An 18,658-nucleotide genomic window follows, 5' to 3' on the forward strand; every position below is an offset into this window, starting at 1 on the left:
AGATGAGCTTACTGTTCGGCTGTTTCCGGCAGCGGCTCCTTGGTTTTCCTGGCCAACCGCATGGCACGGATGGCTTGGCCCATGTTGTCCAGCTTGAGAGCCATCTCTTTCTCCGACGAAGAGTCCATGATGATGCTGATCAGATTTTCCTCCAGGGATTGCTTGAGGTTCAGCCGTTCGACGATGTCATCGAGCTCGCCGATCACCATTTCAAACAGGTCGATTTTTTCATAGAGGAGCTGGAGGATATGCTCTTCGATGGTGCCTACTGTAGACAAATTGTAGATGTGTACGTCCCGCTGCTGGCCCAAGCGATGGACCCGGCCGATCCGCTGCTCGACCCGCATCGGATTCCAGGGCATGTCATAATTGATGACCTGATTGCAGAACTGCAGGTTGATCCCCTCGCCGCCGGCTTCCGTGGCGATCAATACCTGTGCGCGATTTTGAAACAGCTCGGTCATCCAGTCCTTTTTGCTCCGTTTGAATCCTCCGCGAAACGGAACAGAGGTGATGCCGTGATCGTGCAAGTATTTTTGCAAGTAGTTTTGCGTGGCCCGGTACTCGGTAAAGATGATGACCTTGTCGTTGATTTGCTGAATGAGCTCGACTGCCTTGGCAGCTTTGGAATGTGACTCGATTTTCTTGATCATCTCGACGAGCTCCATGATTTCCGCGCGGACAGGGGAGTCTTCTGCTGCCCGTTGATGCATGTTGTAGAGCGTGAGAAAGGCGGCTTCCCGGCTGGAGCAAACCTCGCGCTGCAGCGTGATCAACGCAAGCGAGTTATAGCCGCCCGATCCGGTGTGATACTGTTCTTTGACGAAGCGCGTTACGCCCTGATACAACGCGGCTTCCTCGGGGGAAAGCTCGATCGGAATGGACTGGACGCGTCTGCTGGTGAAATGCACGCCTCCGTCGCTGCGTCTGTTCCGGATCATCACTTTGTCCAGTTCGGTCTTGAGCTGCTCATTGTTTTTTGCCTGCCGCTTGCCTTCCACATAGGTTGTGGAGAAGCTGGACGTGTGTCCGAGATGGCCGGGCTTTAAGAGGTTGATCAGATTGTAGAGCTCATCCATCTCGTTCTGGATCGGAGTAGCGGTCAGCAGCAGGCAGTATTTTTTGCGAATCTCCTTGACGAACTGGTAGTTGCGCGTTTTTTTGTTTTTCAGCTTATGGGCTTCGTCAATGATCAGCATGTCGTAATCGATGTCCAGGACGTGACGGCGGTGGGGATCGCGTTTGGCTGTATCGATCGAGGCAACCACGACGTCGTATTGCCGCCACATATACTCCTTCTTTTGGGCGACAGCGGGTATGCCGAATTTTTGATTCAATTCTTTCGTCCACTGGATTACGAGCGATGCCGGCACGAGGATAAGTATTTTTTTCGCCAGCCCGCGGATCATGTACTCTTTCATGATCAGCCCGGCTTCGATTGTTTTGCCCAGGCCCACCTCGTCAGCGAGAATGGCCCTGCCGCGCATTTCGTTCAAAACGCGCTCCGCCGTCTGCAGCTGATGGGGAAACGGTTGGAGCGTAGGCAGGTATTGCAAGCACTGAAGCTGGTCAAACTCGCGGATAGCCATCGCCTCTTCGGCTTCCAAAGTAAGCTGGAACAGCTCCCATTTGTCCCAGGGGCCGTCCTGCTTCATTCGTTCATTTAGCAAATCCATCCAATCGGCATCGAAGGAAACGGGAACGTTCGGCATATGACTACCTCCGCTTTGGGGTTTTGTCATGAAAATGCTATATCGTAAATCAAAGGTGAACGTTATTCTTTTTGATCAAAAAATTTGTTAGTGATTTTCCAAGTTAATTCGCAATTTGCATATTTTCAAGAATGCGCTCACGTGGTAGGATAAAGAAGGAGTTCATTCAACTAGTATGGAATGTATTTGGAACATTTATGTATCACCCAGTATCCACCGCGAATGAAAGTAGCAGGGAGAGACTGCTTGTAAGGCAGCGCCGAAGGAGCAAGCCGGGTATGGTGAATCTCTCAGGCAAAAGTACCTCTACTGGACGCATCTCTGGAGAGAGCTTCTTCGGGAGCCACCAAAGGGGAAACTTGCAAGCGATGCCAAAGGAACGGCTCGCATCAAGCGAGGCAACTCTCAGGTACCAAGGACAGAGGAGGAGAAATGGGCGCCTTATTTGGCGTATTCATTTCTCTTGTTCTGTCCTTTTTTGCATGAAAAAAACAGGAGGTGCCCGAAATGACGACACTGAAACGCACGCCGCTGTTCCCTGTCTATGAAAAATACGGGGCCAAAACGATTGATTTCGGCGGATGGGATTTGCCCGTGCAATTTTCCAGTATCACGCAGGAGCATGAAGCAGTGCGGACGAAAGCAGGCTTGTTTGACGTCTCTCATATGGGAGAGGTTGAGGTAAAAGGGGAGGGAGCCTATCTCTACCTGCAACGCCTTACAACCAACGATCTTTCCAAGCTGGAAGCAGGGCAAGCGCAATACAGCGTGTTCTGCTATCCGGACGGGGGCACGGTGGACGACCTTCTTGTCTACAAATACGCCGACGATCACTACCTCTTGGTGATTAACGCGGGAAATATCGACAAGGACTACGCATGGATGCAGGAGCATCTGAGCGAGGGTGTACAGATCGAGAATATCTCACCGCAAACAGCACAGCTGGCGATCCAGGGGCCGCTTGCCGAATCGATCCTGCAAAAGCTGACCGACACGAACCTGACGGAAATCGGTGTTTTCCGTTTCAAGCGGAATGTCGTGATCGACGGCATTGCGACTCTCGTTTCGCGCACCGGCTATACCGGAGAAGACGGATTTGAGATCTACCTGGACAGCGACAAAGCGATTCAGCTATGGGACCGCCTCCTCGAGGTCGGCAAGCCGGAAGGGCTGGTACCATGCGGCCTCGGCGCCAGGGACACGCTTCGTTTTGAAGCGAAGCTGCCGCTCTACGGTCAAGAGCTCGGCAAAGACATCTCGCCGATCGAAGCGGGTATCGGCTTTGCAGTAAAGGTAGACAAAGAAGTGCCGTTCATCGGACAGGAAGCCCTCAAGGCGCAAAAGGAAAACGGCGCTCCCCGCAAGCTCGTTGGGATTGAAATGATCGACCGCGGCATCCCGCGTACGCATTACCCTGTTTTTGTCGGGGAAGAGCAGATCGGCGAGGTTACGACGGGCACTCAGTCTCCGACGTTGAAAAAGAATGTGGGACTCGCGCTGATCAAATCCGAGTATGCAGCTGTAGGCACCGAACTGGAAGTAGAAATTCGCGGCAAGCGGCTGAAGGCTGTCGTGGCAGCCACACCGTTCTACAAACGTCCCAAAAAGTAAACCAACCAATCCAAGATCCGATAAACAAGGAGGACAACGTTCGTGAAATACCGTTACCTGCCTCAAACCGATCAGGATAAACGCGAGATGTTGGACACCCTGGGCATTTCCCGGGTGGAAGAGCTGTTCGCGGATATTCCGGAAGAAGTTCGTTTCAAAGGTTCCCTGCAAATTCCCGAGGCTCTGTCCGAACCGGAGCTGGTCAAATATTTTTCCGGTCTTGCTAATAAAAACGCCAACTTCAGTACGCATGCAAACTTCCTGGGAGCGGGTGTGTACCAGCATCATATCCCGAGTGTCGTCAACCACATGCTGCTGCGGGGCGAATTTTTTACCGCATACACCCCGTATCAGCCGGAAATCAGCCAAGGGGAGCTGCAGGCTATTTTTGAGTTTCAGACGATGGTATGCGAAATGACGGGCATGGAAGTGGCCAACTCCTCGATGTACGACGGCGCTACTTCTTTGGCAGAGGCAGCAATGATGGCGGCAGGCCACACGAACAAGAGCAAGGTCGTGGTTTCCCGTTCCGTCCATCCGGAAGCGCGGAGCGTGCTGAAAACATACGCGTACGGCCAAGGCGTAGAGGTCGTGGAAGCAGACCTGAAGGACAATGGAACCGACACGGCAGCACTGGACGCGCTTGTTGACGACCAGACGGCAGCTGTCATCGTTCAATACCCGAACTTTTTCGGTCAAGTAGAAGACCTGTCCTCCATTGAGCCGATTGCACATGGAAAAGGAGCGCTTCTGATCGTTTCCTCCAATCCGCTCTCGCTCGGCGTGCTGGAAGCGCCGGGACGTTTGGGCGCAGACATCGTTGTTGGCGATATGCAGCCATTCGGAATTTTCGCTTCATTCGGTGGACCGCACTGCGGGTATTTGGCCACCACCTCCAAGCTGATGCGCAAAATGCCCGGCCGGATCGTCGGACAGACGAAAGACGAAAACGGCAAGCGCGGATTCGTTTTGACCCTGCAAGCGCGCGAGCAGCACATTCGCCGCGAAAAAGCGACATCCAACATCTGTTCCAACCAGGCTCTCCTGGCTCTCGCGGCCTCTATCGCGATGAGCGCGTACGGAAAGCAGGGCGTACAGGAAATCGCCATGCTCAACCTGCAGAAAGCTCATTACGCCAAGCAAGCATTGGCAGCAAAAGGACTTGAGATCGTAGGCAGCGCACCTACCTTCAATGAATTTGTAGTGAAATTGAATAAACCGGTAGCGGAAGTAAACAAGAAGCTGCTGAAAAAAGGGATTATCGGCGGCTACGACCTTGGAATCGATTATCCCGAGCTTTCCGGCCATATGCTGCTTGCCGTAACGGAACTCCGAACAAAAGCAGAAATCGACGATCTCGCGCAGGAATTGGAGGCGATCACCCGTGCATAACGACAAAGAAAAAGCGTTGATCTTTGAATTGAGCAAGCCTGGTCGCGTAGGGTACAATCTCCCGGCGCTTGATGTGCCGGAGGTAGAGGTAACCGATTTGCTGCCGAAGCACTTGATTCGCGAAACCCCAGCAGAACTGCCGGAAGTATCCGAACTGCAGCTGGTTCGTCACTATACGGAGCTGTCCCGCAGAAATCACGGGATTGACAACGGCTTTTATCCGCTCGGCTCCTGCACGATGAAGTACAATCCGAAAATCAATGAAGACGTTGCCCGTTACGCGGGCTTTGCCCAAACCCATCCGTACCAGCCGGAAGAATCTGTGCAAGGCGCGCTGGAACTGATGTATAACCTGCAAAACGAGCTGGCGGAGATCACGGGCATGGATGCCGTCACTTTGCAGCCGGCAGCAGGGGCAGCAGGCGAATGGACGGGACTATTGATGATCCGCGCTTACCATGAAAGCCGCGGTGAAAAAGGGCGGACCAAGGTAATCGTACCGAACTCCGCACACGGAACGAATCCGGCTTCCGCTGCTGTAGCGGGCTTGGAGACAGTTACGATTCCGTCCGACGACCGCGGGCTGGTAGACATCGAAGCTTTGCGCCAGGCAGTAGGACCGGACACGGCGGCATTGATGCTGACCAATCCGAACACGCTTGGATTGTTTGAAGAGGACATCGTCGAGATGGCAAAGATCGTACACGAAGCTGGCGGCCTTCTCTACTACGACGGCGCCAACGCCAACGCCATCCTGGGCATCGCTCGTCCCGGCGACATGGGCTTTGACGTCGTTCACCTCAATTTGCACAAGACCTTTACCGGCCCTCATGGCGGCGGCGGTCCCGGTGCCGGCCCTGTCGGTGTGAAAAAGATTCTGGAACCGTTCATGCCAGCTCCAATCGTAGGCAAAAGGGCAGATGGCACTTTCTTCTGGGACAACGACCGTCCGCAATCGATCGGCCGCGTAAAAGGGTACCATGGCAACTTCGGCATTCTCGTTCGCGCGTATGCCTATATTCGCTCCATGGGACCAGAGGGTCTGTTGCAGGTTTCGCAAAATGCGGTGCTGAACGCAAACTACATGATGCGCAAGCTTGCAGAAGCCTACGAGCTTCCCTATGACCGTGTTTGCAAGCATGAGTTTGTCCTGTCCGGCGTTCGCCAGAAGAAGCTGGGCGTGCGGACGCTGGATATTGCAAAACGCTTGCTTGATTTCGGGTTCCATCCGCCGACTGTCTACTTCCCGCTGATCGTAGACGAGTGCCTGATGATCGAACCGACAGAGACTGAATCCAAAGAAACACTCGATGAGTTTATTGACGTAATGCTGCAGATCGCTCGCGAGTGCGAAGAAACACCGGAACTCGTGCAGGAGGCTCCTCATACGACAATCGTGAAGCGTCTGGATGAAGCCACTGCTGCACGCAAGCCGGTACTCCGCTACCAGCCGGAATAAGAACGCAGACGAGGCTGCCGAATGTTTCGGCGGCCTTTTTGCATGCCGCATTGTTGCCGTTTCATCATCGGGAGAAGTACAATGGAGAGGGTGAGAGGAGGACATGCGCAGCATGGAAAAATGGCGATTTATCGTGACCGAGGGGATGTCCCCGGCAATGAATATGGCAGTAGATGAAGCAATCCTGCAGCTTCACAGCGAGGGCAAGGTTCCTCCAACCGTCCGGTTTTACACATGGAACCCGGCAACCTTGTCGATTGGGTATTTTCAAAAAGCGGCAAAGGAAATCAATTTGGAGCTTGTTCAAGAAAAGGGCATCGGATTTGTGAGGCGTGCTACGGGAGGAAGGGCTGTCCTGCACGACCAGGAGCTGACTTACAGTGTTGTCGTGTCGGAAAGCCACCCCGAGATGCCTTCCAGTGTCACCGAGGCGTACAAGGTGATCAGTCTGGGACTGCTACACGGTTTTCAAAACCTCGGCCTGGATGCGGAAATGGTTTCACTGGCAAGCGAAGAAGAAAAAGAAAAGTACAGCTCGCCGGGATCGTCCGCCTGCTTTGATTCCCCCTCCTGGTACGAATTGGTGGTGGAAGGGAAAAAGGTGGCAGGCAGTGCGCAGACCAGGCAAAAGGGCGTCATCCTTCAGCACGGCTCCATTTTGCTGGATATGGATGTCGAGCTGCTGTTCTCCTTGCTTCACTTCTCCTCAGACAGGCTAAAGGAACGCATGATGGAGAGCTTCCGGAAAAAAGCGGTGACGATCAACGAGGTGAGCAATAGACCGGTATCGCTTCAGGAAGCGATGGAGGCATTTCGCGACGGCTTTGCCACAGGCTTGAAGGTAGAGCTCGTAAAAGGCGAATTGACTCCAGAGGAGAGGGCGCTCGCCGAAGAGCTGGCCGCTTCGCGCTACTCGACCGACGAATGGAACCTCCGCCGATAGTTCAATATGCGAAAGGTAAGTGGATAAACAAAGAAGGCTCTCCAGGAGCGAAACTCCTGTGAGAGCCATTTTTTCGGATTAGACCAATGCGTTTGCGTAAATATGTTCTTCAAACAGCTGTTGCAGCTTTTCCACGACGGGTCCGATCTTTCCGCCGCCTACAGCCTGGCCGTCGACAGAGATAATGGGCATAACCTCGACAGTTGTCCCTGTCGCAAAGACTTCATCCGCCTGCTTCAGGAAGTCGACAGTAAACGGCTCCTCATGAACGATAATGCCGTTTGCTTTCGCGAGGGCGATGACGTCCAGCCGGGTAATGCCGTTCAGAATCAGGTGGTTGGCGGGATGCGTGTACAGCTCGTTGTCTTTTACGACAAACACGTTGGCTGCGCTGCACTCAGTGACGATGCCGCTGCGGTGCAGGATCGACTCCTGGGCGCCGGCGTCTTTGGCGTACTGCTTGACCATGACAGCGCCAAGCAGGTTCAACGTTTTGATGTCGCAGCGGAGCCAGCGAATATCCTCGACCAGCTGAGCGCTCAGTCCCTTTTTCATATCGGCCAGCGGGCGTTCCTTGCGGCGGACAAAGCCCATGATCACAGGGCGAATGCCTTTTGGTATATCGTGTACACGTGGAGACACACCGCGGGTCACCTGCAGGTACAGGGTGGCATCGTCTGCGGATGTAATGTTGTTTTTCGCAAGCAGCTCATGCGCAATCGCCGACAGTTCTTCTGCCGTCCACGGCAGGTCGAGCATGATCTCGCGAGCGCTGCGGAACAGCCTGGTCAAATGACCTTCCCATTGATACATTTTCCCTTTGTAAATGCGAACCACTTCGTAAACACCGTCACCAAAATTGTAGCCGCGGTCTTCCGGGTGAACAGTCAGCTCGTCTGTGCCGACCCATTTGCCATCCACGTAAAGCATGGTGAATCCTCCTTCTTCAGTTACGCAAATATTATGTCTTTTTTCGTTTGAACCTGCCAGTTGCAAACGTACAGCCCCCGCCGCCTTTTCCTGAAATCAGCGTCGAGTGATGTATGAGACAACCTTAACAAATACTGGGTCGAGGGTCAATTTCAAAATGAATGGAGGGGAAACTTGTCACACTTCGGTTGCTTGCTGTCGTCAGATGGCGCCACGTATCTTTATTTGACGGACTATTCTGACTAGACGTTTTCCTGAATTGCCGCCCATAATAAAAAGAGGCCATTTGGAAAGGGGAATGGGATGAGAGCCGAAATGAAATGGTTGATCACTGTCTTCATCGCATGGGGATCGTTGATGTTCTTCCCAGGTCCGGCGGGTGCGGAAGCCGGAGGGCAAGCGGACACGGATCGCCTCCTCGAACACGTGGAAAAACTGTCGACAGCCCCGCGAATTCCAGCAACAGAATCGGAGTTTCGCGCCGTAGTTTACATAGAAGAGTGGCTCCGCATTTTCGGTTATCAGACAAAGCTGCTGCCTTTCTCCTATTACGTTTATACGGAACCCAAACAGATCTCCTTGCAGGTCCCCGAGATCCGCGGGAAGACATGGGCCCCCAGAAGCGTTTTGTTCGGGCCGGCAGGAGAGGCGACGGGAGCAGTTCTCGACGTCGGTACAGGGACACAACAGGATTTCGCGAGAGCCGATATCGAGGGCAAGATCGTCTTCGTACGTCCGGGGGGAATGTCAGAGGCGGAAAAAGTGCGTCACGCAGCGGCGGCGGGGGCCAAAGGGATCATTTTGACGCAGGGAGCAAATGCACCAAGGCCATCTCTCGGGGGACCGCTTGATATGCATGTACCCGTACTGGCCGTCTCACCAGCCGAGGGAGAGCAGCTCGGACAGCTGCTGCAAAAAGGGGAGAAACTGACAGCCACCTTGAAGGTGTCGGGCGCTTCGATCATCAAGAAAACGTCCTACAATCTCACTGCGGAGTTGAAACCCAATAACGGGAACACCGGACAGATTGTGCTGGTGGCTGCCCATCACGACGCTTCCTTCGCCGCGCGGGAGGAAAATGATGCTTCAGGAATCGCTGTGCTGCTGGAAACGGCACGCCTGCTGACTGCGCAACAGCGAGATACCGAAGTGCGTTTTGTCAGCCTTGGCGCCGCCTCTGACGGAGGGCGGGGGCTCGACGATTATGTGCGGTCTCTGACGGATGCAGAGAGAACCAAAATAGCGGCATTTTTGTATCTCGGCAATGTGAGGCAACAAGACGGTGAACTGGCGGTGTACACCTCAAATGGCAAGCGCAATCTGGCAGCAGATCTGCTGGACGCAAAAGGAGCCGGCTTTTCCTCTGCCGCTCCGCAAGAGGTGCTGAGCCGGTTGGGTCGAATCGCTCAAGCTAACATCCCAAATGCGGTGCAGATCGTACGTGTTGCAGCTTCACAGAGCGGGAAAAACGTTCCTGAAAAAAAGAGCGATGGCGAGAAACTGACAGACGCGGTCCGTACCGTGGTCGATGCGATTACAACGATGACAGATCCGGGGTCGGGTCCTTATCCATTGCCAGACTCCCGTTGAAAAAAGCATATGGGAAACAAGCAGCAGCCTTCTGCCCCCTGCAGAAGGTTTTTTTGTCTAAGAATGTCATGATCTGTCGATTAGTAAAGAATGGTAAGAAGCGCTGCAAGGGAGTATAATTTTTACGAATACTTTGACAAAAGAATAAATCGTGCAGAATGGAATGCCTTACAACCTCATCATCTCGACCTACAAGCTATCATTTACGAGATCTAAGTCATGGAGGTATGGATGAAACGAACTGGTATCCAACTCGTTGTCGTGTATGGGTTCGCATCTCTTGCTTGGCTGGCGCTAACTGCTGCATGGCTTGTCCATCATTCGGAAGGCATTCAATATTGGGGATTGGCTGTGCTTTGGACAGGTTTTGTTGTAGGCACATATTTTTTCATCAGATCGTGCGTTCGTTCCATCCGTCAATCAGAACAGGACGTCCAGATGAAATCAAAGGATCGGACTGCAGAGGGCGGAGACAAAGAAGGAGTCAGCATGCATTGGGACGACCTGGCCTCAAAGGATTTGCTTGAATCCTTTATGAGGCAAACGCCAGACGCTATTTCCATGCTGGACGTTCACGGAAATGTTTTTCGCGTAAATGAGGCTTCGGAAATGATTTTTGGATACACGGAAGAAGAATTGATCGGAGCACCGATGCCATTTGTCCCGGAATATTTGAAAGAAGAAGTCGATTACTATCACCGGCAGGTGCTCGCTGGAAAGAGAATCATCGGACTTGAGACAGTCCGCTACCACAAGGACGGACGGCTTCTTCACATATCGCTGTCGATGAGTCCGATTTATTCGGATAACGGGCAGGTGATCGGCATTGCAGGGAGCGCCCGAGACATTACCGAGCAAAAGAAAGTAGAGCAGCGTTTGAGGCAAAAGGAAGCGAAGTATCGTCTGATCACGGAAAATATGACGGATATGATTTGCATTTATCAGCCGGACGGTACAGTCGCGTACGCTTCGCCTTCACATGAAGCTGTCCTGGGATACCCGAACGAGAGGTACAAGGAGTTGTACAGACGGTTTGAGCTTGTACATCCTGACGACTTGGAAATGGTCAGGAAAGCCTTTCGAAATATACAGACACAGAACGAGATGATTACCCTTGAATATCGTTTCAAACACAAGCTGGGGCACTGGGTTCATCTGGAGACGAGAACGAAGCCGATTGTCGACGAGTCTGGCCGGCTGTTGGGCGCATTGATGGTAACGCGGGATATATCGGAAAACAAGCGGGCTGAGGAGCTGCTTCGCCAGTCGGACAAGCTTTCGGTCATCGGCAAACTGGCGGCTGGCATCGCTCACGAGATACGCAATCCGTTGACCGCTTTACGAGGCTTTATCCAGTTGATGCAGTCTACTGCGGAGGACAAGCGCTACGGGGAAATCATGCTTGCGGAGATGGACCGGATCAATGGCATCGTCAGCGAGCTTTTGATGCTGGCCAAGCCGCAGGCTGTCAAATATCAGGCGCGAGACATCAGAGACATTATCAGAAACGTGCTCTCTCTGTTGGATAGTCAGGCGATTCTCAACGACATCCAGATTCACACACATTTTGACAAGGAACTTCCCTTGATCTCCTGCGAAGATAATCAGCTAAAGCAGGTATTGATCAACCTCTGCAAAAACGCGATTGAATCGATGCCAGAGGGAGGCGACCTGCATGTGGAAGCGAAATCGCTGTCAGATGGGACGGTCAAGGTACGAATCCGCGATACGGGTTATGGCATCGAGTCTGCACGGATACCAAAGCTGGGGGAACCCTTTTTCACCACGAAGGAGAACGGAACGGGACTTGGCTTGATGGTATCATACAAGATTATCGAGGAGCATGGCGGCAGCATCAAGATACACAGCGAGCCGATGCAAGGTACGATGGTGGAGGTTATCTTGCCGGCCTTATCATCTGTCCCCATTTTTCCATTAAAAGATGAAGCCCTGGATGCAGTCTGATCCAGGGCTTTACGTTTTGCTCATTTTCCAGCATAGCCAAACGACCAGGAAAAGTCCGGAGTAGGTGAGGGCGCTTGCAATCACATATCCGACGCTTGGCCAGGCGACTCCAAGGAAAGCGAAGATGGAAACGGCGATCATCATGACAACGAACAAGGCGGTCAGGCTGATGTCGTAACGCAAGGCTACAGGTGAAGCGAGGGCGTAAACGGTGATTGCCAGCACGATTCCGGAGCAGCCGAGAACTGCAAGGGCATGGATCCATTGTCCGCCTGGCCAGATAGATGCAAGCACAGTTTGGAGCGGCAGCGAAGAGGAGTGGATATCATGCCAGTAGCCGAGCAAGATCCCCTGCATCAGCAATGTGGTGAAGAAAAAGAGAAGACTGCCGAGGACAACGCCGTGTGAAATGAAGTGTGCACGGGATGCCCGTGAAGCCAATGGAAGGCAAATGACCAAGATCGAAATGAAGTGAAGCGAAAAATAATAGAGGGAATGAACCAACCACTGGAGGTTTAATTGATAGCCAAGGGATGGAACATCGATATGCCTCTGCTCGATGTAGGCGGATGCGATCATGAGAAGTCCGATCCCAAGAAAAATAGTTACGCCGCGAATGAATACCGGCCAGCCTTTTCCCAACAGAAACACGGCCACAAGGACAGGGACGAGTGCAAAAGCCCAGGCGGTGTTGCCGTTGTTTAAAAGTAGTGCCATTTCTCCAAGCGAAGTACCTGCCCAGGCCAGCAGGAGCAAATGCAGCAGCACAGACAAGCCAGGTGCTGCCTTTTCGCCGAACCAGTAACAGAGCAAATCATGAAGCGAACGAAAACCGAGATGATGACTGAGAGTCAGGATTCGGTAGCTGAGCCACCCCAAGCCCCCACTGACCAATAAGATTCCCAGTATGCCCCATGAGCCGAAATATGCAAAAAAACGCAGGCCGTCAGCCCCTCCCAAGTATGTCCCGCCAAGTGCAGCAGCTGCAAATAGAACGGCGATTCGCCAGGAACCTCTGTCCATGAGCATCATCCTTTTCCCAACCTTGGTACAAGTGTATGTGGAAAGGGGGCTTGTTCAGAACATCAAGCAATTTAATAAACATAACTATTTACTAAGTGTGATAAATGGGATATACTAACAGTAATCAGCTATAATAGGGTATGAGGTGAAAAATAATGAAAATTCTCGGCATTTCTGGAAGCATGAATCCCGATTCTACCACAAAAAAAGCAGTGGCGATCGTACTTGCCGCAGCACAAAAAGCTGGGGCTGATACGGAGCTGATCCATCTGGCGGAATGGCCGATGCCCATTTATGATGTGAGAGATGATTTCTCCACCTATCCGGAAACTGTCCATCGCTTCGTTCGCAAGGTAACGGAAGCGGACGGGTTGATTATCGCTTCTCCCGAGTATCACGGCACCATCAGTGGAGCGTTAAAGAATGCGCTCGATTTCTTGGAAGGACGTTATCTGCGGGATAAACCGGTCGCTGTCCTGGGTGTAGCCGGGGGCAGCATGGGGGCGACTAACACGGTAAACACACTGCATTTGATTATGAGAAATTTGCACGCCTGGGCACTGCCGGCAAGTCCTAGTGTTCCGAATGCATACAGCGCTTTTGATGCCGATGGAAAACTGAAAGATCCGCGTCTTCAGGAGCGATTGGAGACCTTGGGCGGTCAACTCGTGCAGACCGTAAATCTAAAGAGTGCGGAAAAACAGCTAAAATAGAGTTTTTCCTTGCAACTCATCCTCAATCCACGGTATGATAAATCTACGTGCTTTTTTTGCCATGCCGAAACACCGTTTGGAAACGAGGGATACATATGCCAACTCCCAGCATGGAAGACTATTTGGAACGTATTTACAGCTTAATCGAGGAAAAAGGATATGCTCGTGTCTCCGATATCGCGGAAGCGTTGGAGGTGCATCCCTCTTCTGTCACGAAAATGGTTCAAAAGCTTGATAAAGACAAGTACCTCGTCTATGAGAAATATCGCGGTCTGATTCTTACGCCAAAGGGTAAGAAAATCGGAAAACGGCTTGTCGATCGCCACAGTCTCCTGGAGGAGTTCATGCGTTTGATCGGCGTAGACGAAGAACATATTTATAAAGATGTGGAAGGAATCGAACACCATCTGAGCTGGGAGTCAATCTCGTGCTTTGAGTATCTGGTCCGCTACTTTCAGGAGGATCCGAAGCGTGTCGAGGATCTTCGCCGGATCCAGCAGGAAGAGGAACAAAAAGAAGAAGAGTTGTCCTAGAAACGCAGGCCTTCGGGCTTGCGTTTTTTCTGTGAACGAACAGTCGAAATCCGGTGATGACTTACGGATGTGTTCAAGGTATCGCCAAATAGCGCATGCATAACCAGCTTTCGAATCGCATTCGACAAGCACTTCGTCTATATATTGGTAAAAGGGGGGCAGTGAAGGTCCGAGGAGGAATCAGGATGAAGGCGGATGCAGTGTTTGAAGGAGGCGGAGTAAAGGGCATAGCCTTTATTGGCGCCTTGCAGGTGATGGAAGAGCACGGCTTTGTCTGGGAAAGGTTGGCGGGGACTTCGGCCGGGTCCATCGTGGCGGCATTGCTCAGTGCCGGCTACACAAGCAGGGAATTGCGTCCCATTTTTGAAAAGCTGGACTACTTGTTTTTTCTTGAACGGAGAGGATTGGGACGTCTGCCGATAGTCGGACCCTTATACGAATTGCTATTCCGTGAAGGGATATACCGGACTGACAGGCTGGAGAGATTTATCGATGATTTGCTTCGCCAAAAGGGGATTCGGACCTTTGGAGACTTGCCAAAGGATAAACTCCGCATCATCGCTTCTGACATTACGGGCGGAAAGATGCTGATATTGCCGGAGGACTTGAGCCATTTCGATATTGTCCCCGAACGATTTTCCATCGCACGCGCTGTTCGCATGTCGTCATCGATCCCCTTCTTTTTTCAGCCGACGCGTTTGACCAAAGACGGTGAAGTCCATTTGATCGTGGATGGAGCGCTTTTGAGCAATTATCCGGTCTGGCTGTTCGATGTGCCGGGGGTTCCCCTCTGGCCGACCATCGGCTTCCGGCTCCATGACAGCAAGGTGGATCGGGAGGCCTACCGGATCAGGGGATTGTTTTCATTCTCCAAGCAGTTGATCGCTACTATGCTGGATGCCCATGACCGGCTTTACGTCGATCGGGCCCAAGCTCTCCGCACCGTGTTCATCAATACATTGGGAGTGCGGACGACGCAGTTCCAGCTCTCAAAAGAACTTCGGTATCGACTGTACGAGTCCGGACTGCAATCCGCAACCCGCTTTTTGGAACAGTGGAGCTTTGAACAATACGTAGAGGTATTCCAAAAAGGTACACCCCCGACAGACAAAACAGGCTACCTTGTATAGGCAGCCTGTTTTCTTTATTGCGAAATATGATTATGAGGATCTTGGTCGCCTTGATTTTCCTTCGATTTGCCTTTGTTTCCGTCAATCACCCGGAACGGATGGTTTCGCCTTGCCTGTTGTGCATTCTTTTTCAGGGGAGCTCTCGAAACCGGCGTTTTCGGTTTTGCCTGTTTTTGCTGCTTGGGAGCTCCGGGAAGGAATTTGCCGCTCCTCAAATAGTTTCTGACCACCACGAACAAAAGGACAGACAAACCGATGATGACCAAGGTTTGCAGAGGCTTCTCAATGATCCGATTCAACAGACCGTATACAGCAAACAACAAGATGATCAAGATGATTGGGGGAATCCGGGGAAACATAGCGCCTCACCTCATCGTTATCTAAATGCTTAACCGGCAGAAACCAACCCTGGATTTGTCATCTCATGGTCGCGTTCGCGCATTTTGTTAAATGCGGCAATCGCCACCTCCACCTGGCTGTCATCAGGTTCCCGTGTTGTGATTTTTTGCAGCCACAACCCCGGATAACCGAGAAACCGCAGTACGGGCGTGTCACGCAATTTGTTGGTAAATTGCAGGACCTCATAGGATACACCGAGTACAACGGGCAGGAGCACGATCCGCTGAACCACTCGCTCCCATAAGCTGTCATACGAGAAGAATGAATAGATCACGACACCGATGATCACGGTGAAGATCAAAAAGCTGCTTCCGCAACGGTAGTGCAGGGTGGAAAATTTTTGCACATTCTCTACGGTTAAGTCTACCCCTGATTCATAGGCGTTAATCACCTTATGCTCAGCTCCGTGGTATTGGAACAGCCGTTTAATGAGCGGAGCCTGCGCGATCGCGGTGATATAGCCCAGGAGCAGAATCAGCTTGATTACGCCTTCCAAGATGTTTTGGGCGTATTGATTGGTGATCCACTTCCCGAACAGAAAATCGGCGAGGAACACGGGTACCAGGGTGAATACAAATTTCCCGAATAGAAACGACAAAATACCCACGACGGCCACACCCAAAATCATCTGCAGTCTGGATGGACCAGCCGAAACCTCTTCATCTGATTCCATGCTGTATCGGTCGGAGGCGAAGTTAAGGTGCTTTGCTCCGTTGGCGCTTGCTTCAATCAGGCCGACGATTCCCCGCAGGAAAGGAATTTTCTTCAGTACCTTGACCCACGGGATCTCGTTCCGCGGAGCTTCGAAGTATTCAATCTCTTGGTTTTTTCTGCGTATCGCTGTGACGGTTACCTGCTTACCGCCAAACATGACGCCTTCTATGACGGCTTGACCGCCGTAGCTAGGTACGTTTTGTTGCGCCAATCCTATCACCATCCTTATTACATATTCTAACGGAAACGGAGCGCGGAGGCTACTGGCAGTTCCAATCCCCGTCAAAATGTCAACCGTAAGTGAAAATAATAGGTTCGGCACATACTAGATACGGGGTGATGACGATGGGTTTGACAAAGACAAGAGGGCACCTGCGGGGCAGGTTTACAGAGGAAAGAAGAACTGCCCGTGCCGATGTGCCTGGCAAAGCGAAGACGCTGCCTTTTGCAAAGCTGGTTGAAATTGCTTTTTGGGGAACGGTATTTTGGGGAATCGTCAGGCTGGCTGCACACTTTCTCAATTTTACGCCTTACGGTTTGGGAGCCTATGCCCGTCCCTTTCTCTGGGAGGCAGATGAGGACTCCTGGTCTGCCACTGGCCTGGGAGTGATCCTGCTGTTTTTTGAAAGTGTGATCGCAGTGTTTTTATACTCTCTGCTGTTCCAAAGGAGCAAAATGTGGTGGAGCGGCTTGCTCTACGGCCTGATGCTGTTAGTAGTGGCAGGTTTCTTCTTTCGCATGGGCAATTGGGACGTGGCGACGCTTGCCACGGAAGCGGCCTGGTTTCTCTCCTTCGGGATGTTCGTGGGCATGACCATCACGCTGGAGAGCCATGACGAGGCTTGAAGCTATTCAAGCTCTTCTCCCTTATGGTAAAATTATTCTCTAGTAAAAATGTTTTTACAAAAAGGGAAGCGGAAGTGTCATAAGGGAGGAATGAACCGTGCTATCCGTCCTGTTGCTCAATGGCCCCAACCTCAACCTGCTGGGGCAAAGGGAGCCCGATGTGTATGGAAGAGAGACACTTCAAGACGTTGTCGCTCGGCTCGAAAAGGTCATGGAAGAGTGGAACGGTCGCCTCGAGCATTGCCAGTCCAATCATGAAGGCGTTCTCATCGATGCCATTCACCGGGCAAAAGGCGTGCATGACGGCATCATCATCAATCCGGGTGCATTTACGCATTACAGCTATGCGATTCGGGATGCGATCTCAGCCGTGGAATTGCCGACGATTGAAGTCCATATTTCCAATGTACACGCGCGCGAATCATTCCGGCACCATTCAGTCATTGCTCCTGTTGTTATCGGTCAAATCGTCGGTCTTGGCATCGACGGTTATGAGTGGGCGCTGAGATCGCTGGCAAACAAAATCGGCAAGAAATGAACGGAACCGGGCAAGTGAGCCGGTCTGTTCGGGAAGCGACAGATCGGTTGAACGGCAGACAAAGAAAGGGAGAGGAAAATGAACAATCGCTTGAGCAAATTGCGCGATGCCTTGGCACAGATCGGGGCTGACGCACTGATTACGGAAGAAACGGTGAACCGTCGTTATCTGAGCGGTTTTACCGGCTCGACGGGATGGGTTATCGTCACCGAAAAAGAAGCGTTTTTGGTAACGGATTTCCGCTATGTCGATCAAGCCCAGGAGGAGTGCCCGCACTTTACCGTGGTCAACAATGAGCGCAAGCCTCTGGAAGCGATCGCGCAAGTCCTGAAAAAGGCCGGCGTCAAACGGCTTGCTTTTGAAAGCAGCCTGTCTTTCGGAACCTATTCCAATTGGAGCAAGAGCTTTGAAGGTGTCGAGCTGGTTCCGACCAGCGGCTTTATGGAAAAGCTGCGGATGTACAAGGAAGAGTCCGAAGTGCAGGTGATCAGACAGGCGGTGAAAATCGCCGAAGATGCCTTTGAGCACATTCTCGGATATATCAGGCCTGGCGTGACGGAAATCGAAGTGGCGCTGGAGCTGGAGTTTTTCATGAGAAGACAGGGGGCGTCTGCTTCCGCGTTTGACATTATCGTCGCTTCAGGCCACCGCGGTGCGCTGCCGCATGGAAGAGCGAGCGAAAAGGTGATTGCAGCCGGTGAAATGGTGACGCTCGATTTTGGCGCGGCCTATCAGGGCTACAACTCCGATATTACCCGGACGGTCTCTGTCGGGGAGCCCCATCCTCGCATGAAAGAAATTTACGAGATTGTCCTCAAGGCTCAGATCGCTGGTGTCGAAGCGTTAAGACCGGGAATTTCGGGTAAAGAAGCCGATGCGGTTACCCGCGATATCATCACGGCTGCCGGCTATGGAGATGCGTACGGACACAGTGCGGGACATGGCCTTGGCATGGACGTTCACGAACTGCCAAACTTGTCGACTGCAAGTCCGTTTATCCTTGAGCCGGGAATGCTGGTCACGATGGAACCAGGCATTTACATCAGCGGCTTGGGCGGCGTTCGGATCGAGGACGACGTATTGATTACGGCGGATGGTCATGATGTCTTGACCCAATCCACGAAAGAGTTGCTCATTTTGCCCGTCTAATTTATACTATT

The 18,658-nt window shown here is 52.2% G+C and carries 17 protein-coding genes and 1 riboswitch; of the genes, 12 read left to right on the forward strand and 5 right to left on the reverse strand.

The features are described 5' to 3' along the window. Nucleotides 1-8 precede the first annotated feature (8 nt). Nucleotides 9-1,712, reverse strand: a complete 1,704-nt coding sequence (locus tag NST37_RS10585) for an SNF2-related protein (RefSeq protein ID WP_024984888.1) — start codon at nucleotides 1,710-1,712, stop codon at nucleotides 9-11. A 222-nt stretch (nucleotides 1,713-1,934) separates the two neighbouring features. Then, nucleotides 1,935-2,028, forward strand: a riboswitch (glycine riboswitch). A gap of 191 nt (nucleotides 2,029-2,219) precedes the next feature. On the opposite strand from NST37_RS10585, the gene gcvT reads away from it, so the two are divergent. From gcvT to NST37_RS10605, 4 genes are all read left to right on the forward strand, one after another. Further along, on the forward strand, nucleotides 2,220-3,323 hold the full coding sequence (gene gcvT / locus NST37_RS10590) for a glycine cleavage system aminomethyltransferase GcvT (RefSeq protein ID WP_024984889.1): 1,104 nt from the start codon (nucleotides 2,220-2,222) through the stop codon (nucleotides 3,321-3,323). Between the two features lie 42 nt (nucleotides 3,324-3,365). Further along, nucleotides 3,366-4,715 (forward strand): aminomethyl-transferring glycine dehydrogenase subunit GcvPA, encoded by a 1,350-nt coding sequence (gcvPA, locus tag NST37_RS10595; protein WP_003387300.1) that lies wholly within the window; start codon nucleotides 3,366-3,368, stop codon nucleotides 4,713-4,715. Next, a complete protein-coding gene (gene gcvPB, locus NST37_RS10600) occupies nucleotides 4,708-6,174 on the forward strand; it encodes an aminomethyl-transferring glycine dehydrogenase subunit GcvPB (RefSeq protein WP_003387299.1) in 1,467 nt (488 codons plus the stop codon). Before gcvPA ends, gcvPB begins: the two co-directional genes overlap by 8 nt. Nucleotides 6,175-6,286: 112 nt before the next feature. Beyond that, entirely contained in the window at nucleotides 6,287-7,117 is an 831-nt protein-coding gene (locus NST37_RS10605) for a biotin/lipoate A/B protein ligase family protein (protein WP_003387298.1), read from the forward strand. Between the two features lie 78 nt (nucleotides 7,118-7,195). On the opposite strand, the gene dat is transcribed toward NST37_RS10605, so the two are convergent. After that, nucleotides 7,196-8,047, reverse strand: a complete 852-nt coding sequence (gene dat / locus NST37_RS10610) for a D-amino-acid transaminase (protein WP_024984890.1) — start codon at nucleotides 8,045-8,047, stop codon at nucleotides 7,196-7,198. 315 nt (nucleotides 8,048-8,362) lie between these two features. Here dat and NST37_RS10615 point away from each other — a divergent pair, with 315 nt between their 5' ends. Next, entirely contained in the window at nucleotides 8,363-9,637 is a 1,275-nt protein-coding gene (locus NST37_RS10615) for a PA domain-containing protein (protein ID WP_003387296.1), read from the forward strand. 231 nt (nucleotides 9,638-9,868) lie between these two features. Further along, a complete protein-coding gene (locus tag NST37_RS10620) occupies nucleotides 9,869-11,602 on the forward strand; it encodes a PAS domain S-box protein (protein WP_339186648.1) in 1,734 nt (577 codons plus the stop codon). A 9-nt stretch (nucleotides 11,603-11,611) separates the two neighbouring features. Here the strand turns inward: NST37_RS10620 and NST37_RS10625 are convergent, their stop codons facing one another. Continuing rightward, nucleotides 11,612-12,625 (reverse strand): hypothetical protein, encoded by a 1,014-nt coding sequence (locus tag NST37_RS10625; RefSeq protein ID WP_024984893.1) that lies wholly within the window; start codon nucleotides 12,623-12,625, stop codon nucleotides 11,612-11,614. Nucleotides 12,626-12,780: 155 nt separating this feature from the next. Between NST37_RS10625 and NST37_RS10630 the strand changes: the two genes are divergently transcribed. The 3 genes from NST37_RS10630 to NST37_RS10640 all read left to right on the forward strand — a co-directional run bounded on the left by NST37_RS10630 (nucleotide 12,781) and on the right by NST37_RS10640 (nucleotide 15,001). Then, nucleotides 12,781-13,338, forward strand: a complete 558-nt coding sequence (locus NST37_RS10630) for an NADPH-dependent FMN reductase (RefSeq protein ID WP_003387293.1) — start codon at nucleotides 12,781-12,783, stop codon at nucleotides 13,336-13,338. Nucleotides 13,339-13,433: 95 nt separating this feature from the next. Beyond that, nucleotides 13,434-13,871, forward strand: coding sequence for a transcriptional regulator MntR (gene mntR, locus NST37_RS10635; RefSeq protein WP_003387291.1), 438 nt, complete (start codon nucleotides 13,434-13,436; stop codon nucleotides 13,869-13,871). Between the two features lie 185 nt (nucleotides 13,872-14,056). Beyond that, nucleotides 14,057-15,001, forward strand: coding sequence for a patatin-like phospholipase family protein (locus tag NST37_RS10640; RefSeq protein WP_031931799.1), 945 nt, complete (start codon nucleotides 14,057-14,059; stop codon nucleotides 14,999-15,001). A 14-nt stretch (nucleotides 15,002-15,015) separates the two neighbouring features. Here NST37_RS10640 and NST37_RS10645 read toward each other — a convergent pair whose 3' ends face one another. Continuing rightward, nucleotides 15,016-15,360, reverse strand: coding sequence for a hypothetical protein (locus NST37_RS10645; RefSeq protein ID WP_003387289.1), 345 nt, complete (start codon nucleotides 15,358-15,360; stop codon nucleotides 15,016-15,018). 29 nt (nucleotides 15,361-15,389) lie between these two features. Continuing rightward, nucleotides 15,390-16,325 carry a DUF1385 domain-containing protein gene (locus NST37_RS10650; protein WP_339186649.1) on the reverse strand — a complete coding sequence of 312 codons (936 nt, stop codon included), beginning with the start codon at nucleotides 16,323-16,325 and terminating at the stop codon, nucleotides 15,390-15,392. A 134-nt stretch (nucleotides 16,326-16,459) separates the two neighbouring features. Here NST37_RS10650 and NST37_RS10655 point away from each other — a divergent pair, with 134 nt between their 5' ends. The 3 genes from NST37_RS10655 (at nucleotide 16,460) to NST37_RS10665 (ending at nucleotide 18,647) form a co-directional block, all read left to right on the forward strand. Then, entirely contained in the window at nucleotides 16,460-16,960 is a 501-nt protein-coding gene (locus NST37_RS10655) for a YqhR family membrane protein (RefSeq protein WP_024984896.1), read from the forward strand. A 97-nt stretch (nucleotides 16,961-17,057) separates the two neighbouring features. After that, nucleotides 17,058-17,498: a type II 3-dehydroquinate dehydratase gene (gene aroQ, locus NST37_RS10660; RefSeq protein WP_003387286.1), complete on the forward strand. Its 441-nt coding sequence runs from the start codon at nucleotides 17,058-17,060 to the stop codon at nucleotides 17,496-17,498. A 78-nt stretch (nucleotides 17,499-17,576) separates the two neighbouring features. Continuing rightward, on the forward strand, nucleotides 17,577-18,647 hold the full coding sequence (locus NST37_RS10665) for a Xaa-Pro peptidase family protein (protein WP_024984897.1): 1,071 nt from the start codon (nucleotides 17,577-17,579) through the stop codon (nucleotides 18,645-18,647). The last annotated feature ends 11 nt before the right edge of the window (nucleotides 18,648-18,658 follow it).

The sequence above is a fragment of the Brevibacillus sp. FSL K6-6036 genome (assembly GCF_037964015.1).
In the GTDB taxonomy this organism is placed as follows: domain Bacteria; phylum Bacillota; class Bacilli; order Brevibacillales; family Brevibacillaceae; genus Brevibacillus; species Brevibacillus borstelensis.